Source organism: Bradyrhizobium sp. 142 (genome assembly GCF_023074015.1).
Taxonomy (GTDB): domain Bacteria; phylum Pseudomonadota; class Alphaproteobacteria; order Rhizobiales; family Xanthobacteraceae; genus Bradyrhizobium.
On sequence record NZ_JADPKQ010000115.1, the window covers coordinates 1 to 13993 of the forward strand.

Annotated in this window: 11 protein-coding genes; 1 reads left to right on the plus strand and 10 read right to left on the minus strand. The window is 62.9% G+C overall.

Annotation, left to right across the window (positions count from 1 at the left end):
* Positions 1 to 307: 307 nt before the first annotated feature.
* The 10 genes from IVA82_RS11750 to IVA82_RS11795 all read right to left on the minus strand — a co-directional run bounded on the left by IVA82_RS11750 (position 308) and on the right by IVA82_RS11795 (position 11646).
* Positions 308 to 1591 carry a glycerate kinase gene (locus tag IVA82_RS11750; protein WP_247387601.1) on the minus strand — a complete coding sequence of 428 codons (1284 nt, stop codon included), beginning with the start codon at positions 1589 to 1591 and terminating at the stop codon, positions 308 to 310.
* A 189-nt stretch (positions 1592 to 1780) separates the two neighbouring features.
* Complete coding sequence (locus tag IVA82_RS11755; RefSeq protein ID WP_247387602.1) at positions 1781 to 3010, minus strand: ABC transporter substrate-binding protein; 1230 nt, start codon at positions 3008 to 3010, stop codon at positions 1781 to 1783.
* A gap of 181 nt (positions 3011 to 3191) precedes the next feature.
* A complete protein-coding gene (locus IVA82_RS11760) occupies positions 3192 to 4421 on the minus strand; it encodes an ABC transporter substrate-binding protein (RefSeq protein ID WP_247387603.1) in 1230 nt (409 codons plus the stop codon).
* A 260-nt stretch (positions 4422 to 4681) separates the two neighbouring features.
* Positions 4682 to 5908 (minus strand): ABC transporter substrate-binding protein, encoded by a 1227-nt coding sequence (locus IVA82_RS11765; protein WP_247387604.1) that lies wholly within the window; start codon positions 5906 to 5908, stop codon positions 4682 to 4684.
* Between the two features lie 119 nt (positions 5909 to 6027).
* Entirely contained in the window at positions 6028 to 7263 is a 1236-nt protein-coding gene (locus IVA82_RS11770) for an ABC transporter substrate-binding protein (protein ID WP_247387605.1), read from the minus strand.
* A 31-nt stretch (positions 7264 to 7294) separates the two neighbouring features.
* Positions 7295 to 8311, minus strand: coding sequence for a branched-chain amino acid ABC transporter permease (locus tag IVA82_RS11775; protein WP_247387606.1), 1017 nt, complete (start codon positions 8309 to 8311; stop codon positions 7295 to 7297).
* A 2-nt stretch (positions 8312 to 8313) separates the two neighbouring features.
* Positions 8314 to 9192 carry a branched-chain amino acid ABC transporter permease gene (locus IVA82_RS11780; RefSeq protein ID WP_247387607.1) on the minus strand — a complete coding sequence of 293 codons (879 nt, stop codon included), beginning with the start codon at positions 9190 to 9192 and terminating at the stop codon, positions 8314 to 8316.
* A gap of 13 nt (positions 9193 to 9205) precedes the next feature.
* The gene (locus tag IVA82_RS11785) at positions 9206 to 9919 is read right to left on the minus strand and encodes an ABC transporter ATP-binding protein (protein ID WP_148739087.1); all 714 of its coding nucleotides are present in this window, start codon (positions 9917 to 9919) and stop codon (positions 9206 to 9208) included.
* Positions 9916 to 10713, minus strand: coding sequence for an ABC transporter ATP-binding protein (locus IVA82_RS11790; protein WP_247387608.1), 798 nt, complete (start codon positions 10711 to 10713; stop codon positions 9916 to 9918). Before IVA82_RS11790 ends, IVA82_RS11785 begins: the two co-directional genes overlap by 4 nt.
* Before the next feature lie 66 nt (positions 10714 to 10779).
* Complete coding sequence (locus IVA82_RS11795; protein ID WP_247387611.1) at positions 10780 to 11646, minus strand: IclR family transcriptional regulator; 867 nt, start codon at positions 11644 to 11646, stop codon at positions 10780 to 10782.
* A 128-nt stretch (positions 11647 to 11774) separates the two neighbouring features.
* On the opposite strand from IVA82_RS11795, the gene IVA82_RS11800 reads away from it, so the two are divergent.
* The gene (locus tag IVA82_RS11800; RefSeq protein WP_247387609.1) at positions 11775 to 13871 is read left to right on the plus strand and encodes a 3-hydroxyacyl-CoA dehydrogenase NAD-binding domain-containing protein; all 2097 of its coding nucleotides are present in this window, start codon (positions 11775 to 11777) and stop codon (positions 13869 to 13871) included.
* The last annotated feature ends 122 nt before the right edge of the window (positions 13872 to 13993 follow it).

The following is a 13993-nucleotide window of genomic DNA, read 5'->3' on the forward strand; positions in this document are numbered from 1 at the left end:
ACAAGCCTCCGCCAGTCAATCCCAGCAAGCCAAAGCCCAGGTTCTCTCTCGACCAGCTGGAGCTCATCTATGTGTGATTTTCCCGGGACAGCCCTGCGCTTGCGGGGGAGGGTTGGGGTGGGGGTGTCTCCGCGTCGGGATTGTTGAGATTGGGGAGGATATCCCGCCGTGGCGAGAGCCCTCACCCGCCGCGCTCTGCGAGCGCGCCGGCCTCTCCCGCAAGCGGGAGAGGCCGAGCAAGCCCGCGGACAGTCCGCGTGAAATCCATATGCGATCGCCCTGCCCCTCCAGGGGAGGGTGAGCGATCTCAATCCACCAAGATCACGCGAATGTCGTTCACGTTGGTCAGCGTCGGGCCCGGCAGCAACAGGTCACCGGTCGCCTCGAAGAACGTCGTGGCATCGTTGTTGTCGAGATAGGCCTGGGGCTCCAGCCCTTGCGCCTTCATCTTCGCGAACGTCGCCGCGTCGATCAGTGCGCCGGCGGGGTCGGTGGGATTGCCGGCGCCGCCGTCGGCGCCGTCGGTGTCACCGGCGAGCGCGGAGATGCCGATGGTGTTCTGCAGCAGCTCGGCGAGCGCCAGCGCGTATTCCTGGTTGGGGCCGCCGCGGCCGTTGCCGCGCACGGTGACCGTGAGCTCGCCGCCGGAGAGGATCGCGATCCGCTTGCCTTGCGCGCGCGCGTCCAGGGCCATCCTGGCGTGACCGGCGGCGACCTCGCGCGCCTCGCCTTCGAGATCGGCGCCGAGGTCGATCGTCTCGTAGCCGGCGTCCCTAGCGAGCTTCACCGCGGCGTCGAGCGACTGCTTGGGACGCGCGATCAATTCGAAATGCGCGCGCGCAAAGGCGGCATCGCCCGGCTTGCAGCTTTCGTTGCGGTCATCGTCGAGCGCGCGGCGTACGGCTTCGTCAATGTCGAGGCGGTACTTCGCCACGATCGCACGCGCGTCCGCCAGCGTGGTCGGGTCCGGCACAGTGGGGCCGGAGGCGATCGCGGAAGCGTCGTCATGCGGCACGTCGGAGATCGCAAGCGTAACGATTTCGGCGGCGTTCTTGCCGGCACGCGCCAGCCGTCCGCCCTTGATCCGCGACAGATGTTTTCTGACCGTGTTCACCTCGCCGATCGGCGCGCCCGAGCGTAACAGTGCCTTGTTGACCGCCTGCTTCTGCGCAAAGCTGATGCCCTCCACCGGCGCGATCCAGTTGGCCGAGCCGCCGCCGGTGAGCAGCACCAGAAGCAAATCGTCGGGCCCGGCCTCGCCCGCGAGCGCGAGCGTATCGGCTGCGCCCTTCAGGCCGGCTTCGTCAGGCACGGGATGGCCGGCCTCGACTACACGAACGCGGCGCGTCGGCACGCCGTAGCCGTGGCGGGTGGTGGCGATGCCGACCAGCCGCTGCTGCGCAAGCTTGAGCGTGTCGAGATAATGTCGCTCCGCGGCCGCAGCCATCGCGCCCGCGCCCTTGCCGGCGGCAAGGCAGATCACGCGCCCTCTGGGAGCGGGCCGCAGATGCGGCGCCAGCACGACATTGGGATGGGCGGCGGCAACGGCGGCGTCGTAGAGCGCGCGGAGCAGGGGACGTCGGTCGGTCATGACGAAGGCCTTGAGCAGACAGGGGAGGCTGGCGGCAAACGCGCCGCTCACCTGCCTACCGCATCATGCGCCAAAGCGTAAGCGGGCTTTGCCATCATTCGATTGTGCAATCGCGTGATCATAATCGGCACGCAAGCCCCCCTGCAAGGGTCTCGCAGGGGGCTTTCGTCGACGTAAGATGCCAGTCGGCTAGCCGCCGACGTCGGCGCTGATCACGTCACCGAACAGATCCCACTTCTCGCCCTTGAATCGTTCAAGCCGAAGCTGGCTGATTGGCGCAAAGTCGGTTGGTGACGTGTTGATCTGGATGCCCGGCAGCAGCACTTCTGTCCGGAAGTCCTTCAGGTTGGCGGCCTGCTTCATGACATTCTCGCGCGTCAGATCGTCGCCGCATTGCTTCAGCACCTGAACCAGCGTCTGCGCGACGCCATACCCGACGATGCTTTCGTGAGCGAGCTTGTCGCCTTCCGGAAAGTACTTGGCCATGAATTCAAGAAATCCCTTCATGCCCGGGTCGTTCGCCCATTCCGGGTCCGCCACGTCCTTGAGATAGTCGGCGGAGATGATGTCCTGCGCATTCTCGAAACCGGCAGGCCTGATCACACTGCCGACCGAAGCCGAAACGTTGTTGAGGAAGTGCAGCGGCTTCCAGCCGATCTCGGCGTTCTTCTTGATCGCCTGCGCTGCGAATTTTGGAGTCGTGATGTTCATGAACACGTCGGCGCCGGTCGACTTCAGCTTGACGATGTGATTGTCGATGGTCGGCTCGGAGGTCTCGTAGCTCTCCTCGATGACGATCATCGAGGCGGCCTTGGCCCCGAGGCCGTCCTTCAGGCCCTTGAGATAGTCCTTGCCGTAATCGTCGTTCTGGTAAAGCACGGCGATCTTGGCGTCCGGCTTGTTCTTGAGTAGCCACTTCGCATAGATCTGCGTCTCGCTCTGGTAGTTGGGCTGCCAGCCCATCGTCCACGGAAAGTTCTTCGGATCGTTCCACTTGGTGGCGCCGGTGGCGACGAAGAGCTGCGGCACCTTTTTCGAATTCATGTATTTGTGGATCGCCGAATTCGGCGGCGTGCCGAGCGAGTTGAAGATCAGGAGGACTTCGTCGCTCTCGACCAGCTTGCGCGCCTGCTCCACCGTCTTCGGCGGCGAATAGCCGTCGTCATAGGAAATGAAGTTGATCTTGCGGCCGTTGACGCCGCCTTCGTCGTTGATCTTCTTGAAATAGGCGGCTTCGGTCCGGCCGATGACGCCGTAGGCGGAGGCCGGTCCGCTGTATGGCATGATGTTGCCGATCTTGATCTCGGTGTCGGTCGCGCCGGTATCGTATTTCTTCTGGGCAAGTGCGGCACTGGTCGAGGCTGCGAAGACTGCGAGCGCAATGGACGCGGCCGCAAATTTGCCGGTGACAGCAGGCATTCCAATCTCCCTATTTTCTTAGTGTGTGTGCGCCATTCTTTTTCTGGGTTTCTTGGCGACGCGGCAGCAATTGAATACGATTTGCGTTGCAGCATCAAGAAAAAGCCCCTGCGACGACGTCGCAGGGACTGCTTCTTTAGTAGTCACCTCTTTTGGTAGCCACCCTGGGGCCGTGCTGTCCTCAGCCGCTGACGTCACCGCTGAGGACGTCGCCGAACAGCTCCCAGCTTTCTCCCTTGAAGCGCATCAACTGCAACTGGGACAGCGGAGCAAAGTCGGTGGGGCCCGTATTGGCCTTGATGCCCGGCAAGAGGCCGGCAGGTTCGAAGTCCTTGATGCTGGCCGCCTGCTTCATGACGTTCGCACGCGTCAGATCGTCACCGCACGCCTTGAGCACGTGCACAAGGGCCTGGGCGACGATGTAACCGTACATCACCGACGAATCCGTGCGGTTGGCTTCGGGATAGTATTTGTCGAGGAACTCATTCCAGGCCTTCATCGCCGGGTCGTCCTTCCACTGCGGATCGGTCGGATCCTTGTAGTAGTTCGAGGAGACGATGCCCTGCGAGGCTTCGAAGCCGGCCGGCTTCATCACGCTGCCGATCGAAACGGAGACGTTGTTGAGAAAGTGCGTCGGATGCCAGCCGATCTCGGCGTTCTTCTTGATCGCCTGGGCGGCGAATTTTGGCGTGGTGATGTTGAAGAAGACATCGGCGCCGGTTGCCTTCAGCGTCACGATGTGGGAGTCGATGGTAGGCTCGGACGTCTCGTAGCTCTCTTCGGCGACGATCATCGAAGCCGCCTTGGCGCCAAGCCCCTCCTTTATGCCCTTCAGGTAGTCTTTGCCGTAATCGTCGTTCTGATAGAGGATGGCAATCTTGGCGTTCGGCATCTTCTGCAGGATATACTTGGCGTAGATGCGTGCCTCGCTCTGGTAGTTGGGCTGCCAACCCATGGTCCAGGGGAAGTTCTGCGAATCGTTCCACTTGGTGGCGCCGGTAGCGACGAAGAGCTGCGGCACCTTCTTCGAGTTCATGTATTTCTGGATCGCGGAATTCGACGGCGTGCCCAGCGACTGGAAGATCAACAACACTTCGTCGCTTTCGACCAGCTTGCGCGCCTGCTCGACCGTCTTCGGCGGCGAGTAGGCATCGTCGTAGCTGATGAAGTTGATCTTGCGGCCGTTGATGCCGCCTTCCGCATTGATCTTCCTGAAGTAGGCTTCCTCGGTCTTGCCAATCACGCCATAGGCCGAAGCAGGGCCGCTATAGGGCATGATGTTGCCGATCTTGATCTCGGTATCGGACGCGCCGGTGTCGTATTTCTTTTGCGCTGACGCTGCGGTGGAAAAGGTAGCAGCTAGCGCGAGGGCGGCCGCAACGGCCCCCAGCCGCACATGCATTGCAGGCATCTTGATCTCCCTTGGTCCGTTTCAATGTGTCGCTTTTTTTGATTGGGAGCGCTCGTTCGCGCCGCTCCTGCACACATTGAATACCCTTCCCGTCCGGCCAGCAAGAAAATCGCCTCAGCGAATATCGCAGCCGGCGCAATTTGATCGATGCGGCGCGGAATATTCCGGCTGGTAAGATTCAGTCCCTTGCGTCAGCGCATTGATCCTGAGTTGCGCTGCTATTCCAGCCTGACCTCAAATTGCGCTCTGCTCAAAGAGTTCTAATGACCCATCTCGCTCGAGATGATCTCGCCGAACAGCTCCCATTTCTTGCCCTTGAAACGCATCATCTGGAGCTGCTCGATCGGAGCGAAATTGTCCGGCGCGGTGTTGATCTTGATGCCGGGCAAGAGCGTATCTGGCTCGAAATCCTTCAGGTGTGCGGCCTGCTTCATGACGTTCTCGCGGGTGAGATCGTCGCCGCACATCTGCAGCACCTTCGCCACGGTCTGCGCGGCGGCATAGCCGAACACCACGGCAGCATCGAGCTTGTTGGCCTTGGGATCATACTGCGCAAGGAAATTGTAGAACTTCTTCATGCCGTCGTCGGCGTTCCACTGCGGATCGGAGCCGTCCTTGGTGTAGGTCGCCGACAGGATGCCCTGTGAGATCTCGAGCCCCGCCGGTTCGATCACGCCGCCGACCGAGGCCGAGACGTTGGAGATGATGTGCATAGGATGCCAGTTGATCTCGGCCGCCTTCTTGATCGCCTGTGCGGCGAATTTCGGGGTGGTGATGCTGACCAGGACGTCGGCGCCGGCGGCCTTCAGCTTCACGACGTGCTCGTCGACCGCCGGCTCCGAGGTCTCGTAACTGTCCGCGAGCACGATCATCGACGCCTTGGCGCCGAGGCCGTCCTTCAATCCCTTCAGATAGTCCTTGCCGAAATCGTCGTTCTGATAGAGCACGCCGATCTTGGCATCCGGCTTCTCCTTCATGATGTACTTGGCATAGATCCGCGCCTCGCTGGCGTAGCTCGGCTGCCAGCCCATGGTCCACGGATATTGCTTGGGGTCGTTCCATTTGGAGGCGCCGCTCGCGACGAACAGTTGCGGCACCTTCTTCTCGTTCATGTATGTGCGGATGGCGCCGTTGGTGGAGGTGCCGAGCGAGCCGAAGATCAGCAGCGCCTCGTCGCTCTCGACCAGCTTGCGCGCCTGCTCCACCGTCTTCGGCGGCGAATAGCCGTCATCATAGGAGATGAACTTGATCCTGCGGCCGTTGATGCCGCCCTCGGCGTTGACCTTGTTGAAATAGGCTTCCTCGGTCCTGCCGATCGCGGCATAGGCGGAGGCCGGGCCGCTATAGGGCATGATGTTGCCGATCTTGATCTCGGTGTCGGAAGCGCCGCTGTCGTATTTCTTTTGCGCAAGGGCCGCGCTGCTCATCGCAGTGCACAATGCGACCGCGACCAAAACAACCGCAACTTGAAAACGAACGGCAGTCATTGCTCTCCTACCCCGAGTTGCATCGGCGCTGCATTGAACAAGATTGACGCCCGACGTCAACAAAAAGCCCCCGCGATCGCGCGCGGGGGCTCGTTGGCCGGGACTGTGTCGTCAGCGGGTCACTCGGAAGCGACGTCGCCGCTGATGATCTCGCCGAACAGTTCCCACTTCTCGCCCCTGAAGCGCTGCATCTGGAGCTGGGATATCGGCGCGAAGTCGGTGGCGTTGGTGTTGATCTTGACGCCGGGCAGCAGGGTGTCCGGCGCAAAGTCCTTGAGGCTCGCCGCTTGCTTCATCAGGTTGGCGCGCGTCAGATCGTCGCCGGACATTTCCAGCACCTTGGCCAGAGTCGACGCAGCGCCATAGCCATAGACCATGCTGGTGTCGGACTTGTCGGCGCCCGCCATGTACTTGTCGACGAACTCATTCCACCTCTTCATGCCGGGATCGTTGGCCCACTGCGGGTCGGTGGAGTCCTTGGCATAGGCTGCCGAGAGCACACCCTGCGAAGCCTCGAATCCGGCCGGCTTCATCACGCTGCCGACCGAGATCGACACGTTGGTGAGGATCTGGAGCGGCTTCCAGCTGAGCTCGGCGGTCTTCTTGATGGTCTGGGCAGCAAATTTCGGCGTCGCATAGATCAGCAGCACGTCCGGATTGGCGGCCTTGATCTTGACGATATGGCCGTCGATCGACGGCTCGGAGACCTCGTAGCTCTCCTCCATGATGATCATGGACGAGACCTTGGCGCCGAGGCCGTCCTTGGTGCCCTTGAGGTAGTCTTTGCCGAAATCGTCGTTCTGATAGAGGATCGCGATCTTCGCGTCCGGCTTCTCCTTGAGCAGCCATTTCGCGTAGATCTGCGCTTCGCTCTGGTAGGAAGGCTGCCAGCCGATGGTCCAGGGGAAGTTCTTCGGATCGTTCCACTTGGTGGCCCCGGTCGCGACGAACAGCTGCGGAATCTTCTTGGCGTTCAGGTATTTCTGGATCGCGCTGTTCGAGGGCGTGCCGAGCGGGTTGAACACGGCCAGAACCTCGTCGCTCTCGACGAGCTTGCGGACCTGCTCGACTGCCTTCGGCGGCGAGTAGCCGTCGTCATAGGTGACGAAGCTGATCTTGCGGCCGTTGATGCCGCCCTTGTCATTGATCATCTTGAAATAGGCTTCTTCGGTCTTGCCGATGATGCCATAGGCCGACGCCGGACCGCTGTACGGCATGATGTTGCCGATCTTGATCTCGGTGTCGGACGCACCGGTGTCGTATTTCTTTTGGGCAAATGCCGCGCCGGAGGTGAAAGTGATGACCGCCGTTGCCGTGACCAGCGCAGCGGTTCGCAGTGTTCTTCCGAGAAGCAATTCGGTCTCCTTTATCTCGTTATGAGAATTTTCAGTTCTTCCTGAGCTTTCCGGCGAACTGCTGTCCCAGGATCGCGACTTGCCTCGCGCCATGCGGCACGAGGTAGATGACGAGGAACAGCAGCACGCCGAACACGGCGCCGGAGAGGCCCTTGGAGATGCCCTCCGCGATGTTCGGTACGAAGATGATGAAGGCGGCACCGACGATCGAGCCGGGCAGCCAGCCGACGCCGCCGACGACCATGCCGAGGAACAGCGAGATCGCGAGCGTGATGGTGTAGCTGTCGGGCGCCACGAACTGCACCGCGATGGCACCGAGCGAGCCTGCGACGCCGGTGACGGCGGCGGAGACACCGAAGGCCAGCGTCTTGTACAGCGCGACGTCGACGCCCATGGCGGAGGCCGCGATCTCGTTGTCGCGGATCGCCATGAAGGCGCGGCCCGACCGGGAGCGCAGCAGGTTCACCGAGAAGATGTAGATCGCGATCACGACGACGAGCGTGAAGTAGTAGAGCCACATATCCTGCGACATCGGCAGGCCGAACGGCGCATCGGGCTTGGTGACGACGAGGCCCTGCACGCCGCCGGTCCAGTGCTCGAGGAAGTTGAGCTTCAACAGCTGCGGCATGGCGGTGGCCAGCGCAAAGGTCGCGAGCGCGAGATAGACGCCGGAAAGCCGCAGCGCCGGCTGCCCGAACAGGAAGCCGAATGCGAAGCAGACCACGCCGGCGATCGGCAAGGTCAGGGCGTAGTTGACGTTGAAGTGCTCCATCAGCACCGCCGTCGTGTAGGCGCCGACGGCGTAGAACGCGCTCTGGCCGAGCGAGAACTGGCCGGAGCCGCCGGTCAGGATGTTCAGCGCCAGCACCGCCAGCCCGTAGATCAGGAGCATCGTCATCTGGAAGATGATGAAGTTCTTGACGAACACGGGCATGATGAGCAGCGCCGCGAGCACCAGCAGCGAAGTGCCGGTGCCCAGCGTCATGGCGCGCTTCGGAACGGCCTCGACGGCCGGGGCTTCCGTGACGACGTCTTCTGCAGCGCTCATGATCAAACTCGCTTGACGATGTGCCGGCCGAACAGGCCAGCGGGTTTGACGACCAGGACGGAGATAATCAGCGCGAGCGCGATCGGAAGCTTCAGCTCGTTGCCGACGCCCGGGATATAGGTGCCGGCGAGGTTCTCGAAGACGCCGACCAGGAAGCCGCCGACCACGGCGCCGAACGGACTGGTCAGTCCGCCGAGCACGGCAGCGGCGAAGCCGTAGATCAAGACGCCGCCCATCATGTTGGGCTCGAGGAACACGACGGGAGCGATCAGCATGCCGGCGATCGAGCCGATCGCGGATGCCATGCCCCAGCCCAGCGCAATCATCCAGGAGGTGTTGATGCCGACCAGCCGGGCCGATTCAGGCACCGAGGCGGCGGCGCGCATGGCGAGACCGATCTTGGTGTACTGGAAGAAGAAGTAGAGGCCGAGCAGCAGCAGCACGGTGACGCCGATCATGCCGGCCTGGTGGGTCGAGATCAGCTGGCTGCCCAGGAACGGCGCGGAGCCGAACGGGGTCGGGTACTGCTTGATGGTGAAGTCCCAGATCAGGCCGGCCGAGGAGTTGATGATCGCAAACAGCGCGATGAAGCCGGCGACGTTGGTCAGGATCGGCGCCTTCGCGAGCGGCTTGAACAAGATGCGCTCGATCGCGATGCCGCCGACGAAGGAAAGGGCCAGCGTGAGCACAAAGGCGGCCCAATAGGGCACGCCCCATTGCATGAGCTGCCAGGAGATGAAGGTCGAGAACATCGCCATCTCACCCTGCGCGAAGTTGAGATGGTCGATCGCCTGGTAGATCATGACCACCGCAAGCGCCATGCAGGCGTAGATTGCGCCGGTGGCAATCCCAGCCAGGACCTGGTTGGTGAAAAGCTCCATTGTCCCGGCTCCCTCAGTAACCCAGATAGGATTTGCGGATTTCTTCGTTGTTCGCGATGTCCTTGGCATTGCCCGACATCACGATGCGTCCGGTCTCGATCACATAGGCCTGGTCGGCGAGTTCGAGCGCGAGCTGCGCATTCTGCTCGACCACCAGGATCGACACCTTGTCCTCGCGGTTGATCTTGCCAAGGATGCCGAACAGGTCGCGCACGACCAGCGGCGCCAATCCGAAGGACGGTTCGTCCAGCAGCATCAGCCGCGGCCGCAGCATCAGCGCACGGGCGACCGCGAGCATCTGCTGCTCGCCGCCGGAGAGCGTGCCCGCCTGCTGCGTATGCCGCTGCTTCAAGACCGGGAAATGCGCGTACATGCGCTCGATATCGGAGACAATGCCGGCGCTGTCTTTGCGGGTGATGGCCCCTAACTGGAGGTTCTCCTCCACCGTCATGGTGGTGAAGGTGCCGCGGCCCTGCGGCACATGGGCGATGCCGAAGCGCACGATGCTCTCGGTGGAGCGGTGGTTCAGCGGCTTGCCGTCGAACTCGATCCCGCCGGTGGAGCGCACCATGTTGCAGATCGCGCGCAGCGTCGTGGTCTTGCCGGCGCCGTTGGCGCCCAAAAGCGTCGTCAGCGAACCTTCGCTGAGCGAGAAGGACAGGCCGTGGAGCGCCTGGACCTGGCCGTAATAGGCGCGCAGGTCCTTGACGTTGAGCAGCGTCGTCATTGGTCCTTGCTCCCGAGATAGGCCTTGATGACGTCGGGGTCGGCCTGCACCTGGGCCGGCGTGCCTTCCGCAAGCTTCTTGCCGAAGTTCAATGCGACGACGTGGTCGGCGATCGACATCACGAGGCCCATGTGGTGCTCGACCAGAAGCACGGTCATGTGGCGCTCGTCGCGAATGTGGCGGATGAGGTCGCCGAGCACATAGACTTCCTCGTGGTTGAGGCCGCCGGCCGGCTCGTCCAGCAACAGGATCTTCGGATCGGCAGCCAACGCCCGCGCCAATTCGACGCGCTTCTGCGTGCCGAAAGGCAGGCCGGAGACGACAGTATGGGCGACGTCCTCGAGTTTGAGATAGGCGAGGATCTCCTGCACCTTGTCGTTGACGCTGCTCTCGCTGCGCCGGACCCAGGCAAGCCTCAGGGAGTCGCTGATGATGTCGCTGGAGGTCTTCGAATGGGCGCCGACGCGAACGTTGTCCATCACCGACAGGTTCGGAAACAGCGCCACGTTCTGGAAGGTGCGGCCGATGCCGATCTCGGCGATCCGGTGCGGCGGCCGCGACAGGATGCTGACGCCCTCCATCAGGATGTCGCCGGACGACGGCTGATACAGCCGGGACAGGCAGTTGAAGAGCGTGGTCTTGCCGGCACCGTTGGGGCCGATCAATCCCAGGATCTGGCCCTTATGCATGTCAAAGGACACACCGTTGAGCGCGACAATGCCGCCGAACACGACGCTGACGTCGCGAACGGCGAGCAGGGGCGATGTCCCCTGCGCGAGCTGTGCCTGCGTCATCTCGTCTCGCCCACGTTGTTGAGTGGGCGCAGGAGCGATGCGAACCGCTCCCCGCAATGACGAAGGCTATCTGATCCCCTCGGCCACACGCGCAACTTTTCCTCCTGACTTCAGCTTCTTGCTGTCTTGTTTTTTTGAGTGCGGCATCAGACCCCCGAGCGCCGCTTCGATGTTCCTTACCATCGTCAGCAGACGCGGTCCAATGTCGTTGATCAAACGCTCTTCCGTGAAACGGAATGCGGGCGCGCCGCAGTTGAAAGCATAGGGCCCGGTTCCGTCGTTCAGCCTGAGCGCGACGCCGGCCGCACCGATGTCGTCGTGCCAGTCGCCGACCGAAATCGCAAAACCGTATTTCGCGACGGTCTCGCCGGAACGTTCCAGTCCGTCGCGCATCTTGGGCCAGCGGCTGCCGTAATGCTCGCGCAGGACACGCGACAGTTCGGCACGATCCTGTTCGTCCAGCGCCCAGAAATAGGCGCGGCCCATCGCGCTGGTTGCAATCGGCACCCGGGAGCCGACGTCAAGTTGAACGCCGACCGTCTCGCTGCCGCGGCTCTGCCCGAAATAGATCATGCTGTGACGGTCGCGGCCGCCGACGGCGACGGCGCCTCCCGTCGCGCGCATCACTTCCTCGCGGAACGGTTCGGACAAATGCCGAACACCGAGATTGGCGAGCGCCGCGTAACCGAGCGACATCGCGGCGGGCGTGAGCTGGTACTTCTCGAAGCGGGGAACCGGCGCCAGATAGCCGAGCTTCGTCAACGTGTAGGTCAGCCGGGATACCGTTGGTTTGGGCAGATTCGTTCGCGACGCGATCTCCTGATTGCCGAGCAGGCCGTCATTGGGTTCGAATGCGCGCAATACGTCCAGCCCGCGGGAAAGCGCGACGACGAAATTCCGGTCGGTCGCAGTCTTCTTTCCTGTACGCTTCATCCCTGATCTGCTTCTTGCGCGGAGTCGTTGACAAGCCACGTGCTTCAAAATAACCCTGCCGTCAAGATGCGGAATTAAATTCCGCAGTGCGAAATCCATAAAAGCAAGCCCCACCAAGGAGGGACACCGTGAGCGAAGTGGTCAAACTTGAGCGTCATGACGAGGTCGGGATCATCACGGTCAACAGCCCTCCGGTCAACGCGCTGAGCGCCGCAGTCCGCGGCGGCATTCTGGAGTGCATCAAGGCCGCGGTCGCGGATCCCGCGATCAAGGGCATCGTGCTGACCTGCGCCGGGCGTACCTTCATCGCCGGTGCCGACATCACCGAATTCGGCAAGCCGCCAAAGCCGCCGGGCCTCAATGAAGTGCTGGCCGAAATGGAGAACTCGCCGAAGCCGATCGTGGCCGCGATCCATGGCACCGCGCTCGGCGGCGGCCTCGAGGTCGCGCTGGCCTGTCATTTCCGCGTGGCTGTCAAAGAGGCAAAGCTCGGCCTGCCCGAGGTGAAGCTCGGCCTGCTGCCTGGTGCCGGCGGCACCCAGCGCCTGCCGCGCGCGGTCGGCCCCGAGCTTGCCGTCAAGATGATCGTCGGCGGCGATCCGATCGGTGCTGCCGAAGCGCTGAAGAACGGCCTGATCGAGGAGATCGTCGAGGGGCCGGCTGCCGGCGGCGAAGCCTTCGTGCGAAAACTGCTCGCCGAGAAGCGTCCGCTGCGCCGGCTGCGCGACGACGATTCCAAGATTGCGGCCGCCAAGGCCGACCGTTCGATCTTCACCAATGCCGTTGCGGCCATGACCAAGAAGTCGCGCGGGCTGGAAGCGCCGTTCGCGGCGGCCGACGCGGTCGGCTACGCCATCGACTTGCCGTTCGATGAAGGTCTCAAGAAGGAGCGCGAAGGCTTCCTCAAGCTCGTCGCCAGTGACCAGTCCAAGGCGCAGCGCTATGCCTTCTTTGCCGAGCGCGAAGCCGCCAAGATCGCCGGCGTGCCCGAAGGCACCAAGCCGCGGCCCGTTAACCGTGTTGCCATTCTCGGCGCCGGCACCATGGGCGGCGGCATCGCGATGTCGTTCGCCAATGCCGGCATTCCCGTCACCCTGATCGAGACCGGCGAGGAGCAGCTCAAGCGCGGCATGGGCATCATGCAGAAGAACTGGGAAGCGACCGCGGCGCGCGGCGGCATCCCGGCCGATGCGCCCGCCAAGCGCATGGCGCTGATCAACGGCGTCGTCGGCATCGAGAACGTCGGCGATGCCGACCTTGTCATTGAAGCCGTGTTCGAGACCATGGCGGTGAAGCAGGAAGTGTTCGGCAAGCTCGACCAGTACGTCAAGCCGGGCGCCGTGCTCGCCTCCAACACCTCCTATCTCAACATCGACGAGATCGCGAAGGCGACCAAGCGCCCGCAGGACGTTCTGGGCATGCACTTCTTCTCGCCGGCCAATGTCATGAAGCTGTGCGAGATCGTGCGCGCCGACAAGACCGCGCCGGATGCGCTGGTGACCGCGGTGACGATCGCGCGCAAGATCGCCAAGGTGCCGGCCGTGGTCGGCGTCTGCGACGGCTTCGTCGGCAACCGCATGCTGGCCCAGCGCGGCAAGCAGTCCGAGAAGCTGCTGTTCGAAGGCGCGCTGCCGCAGCAGGTCGATGCCGTCGTCACCAAATTCGGCATGCCGATGGGGCCGTTCGCGATGGGCGATCTCGCCGGCCTCGACATCGGCTGGCGCTCGCGCAAAGATCGCGGCATCAAGTCGGAGATCGCGGACGCGCTCTGCGAAGCCGGCCGCTTCGGACAGAAGACCGGCAAGGGCTACTACAAGTATGAGGCGGGCTCGCGCTCACCGCTGCCGGATCCCGAGGTCGAAAAGCTGATCGATGAGACGCTGCTGCGTCTCGGCCGCAAGAAGCGCGTCGTCAGCGACGAGGAGATCCTCGAGCGCATGATGTATCCGATGATCAACGAAGGCGCGAAGATCCTCGAAGAGGGCATCGCGGCGCGCCCGTCCGACATCGACGTGGTCTGGCTCTACGGCTACGGCTGGCCGATCTATCGCGGCGGCCCGATGTTCTGGGCCGACAGCGTCGGCCTCAAGCACATCGCCGACCGCCTGGCCTTCTACGCCAAGGAGACCAACGACCCCAGCCTCGAGCCCGCGCCGCTGCTGAAGAAGCTCGCGGCGGAAGGCAAGACCTTTGCGTCGCTGGCAGCGCAGTCGAAGGCGGCGTGATCGTGGTTGCCTGCCATGTGCTTCATCTTGCTCCGGGGAAAGCTCTCTCCGTTCCCTCCCCCCTTGTGGGGGAGGGAACGGAGAGAGCGTGGCTGCCTTACATGAGATGAACTCTTGCTGGG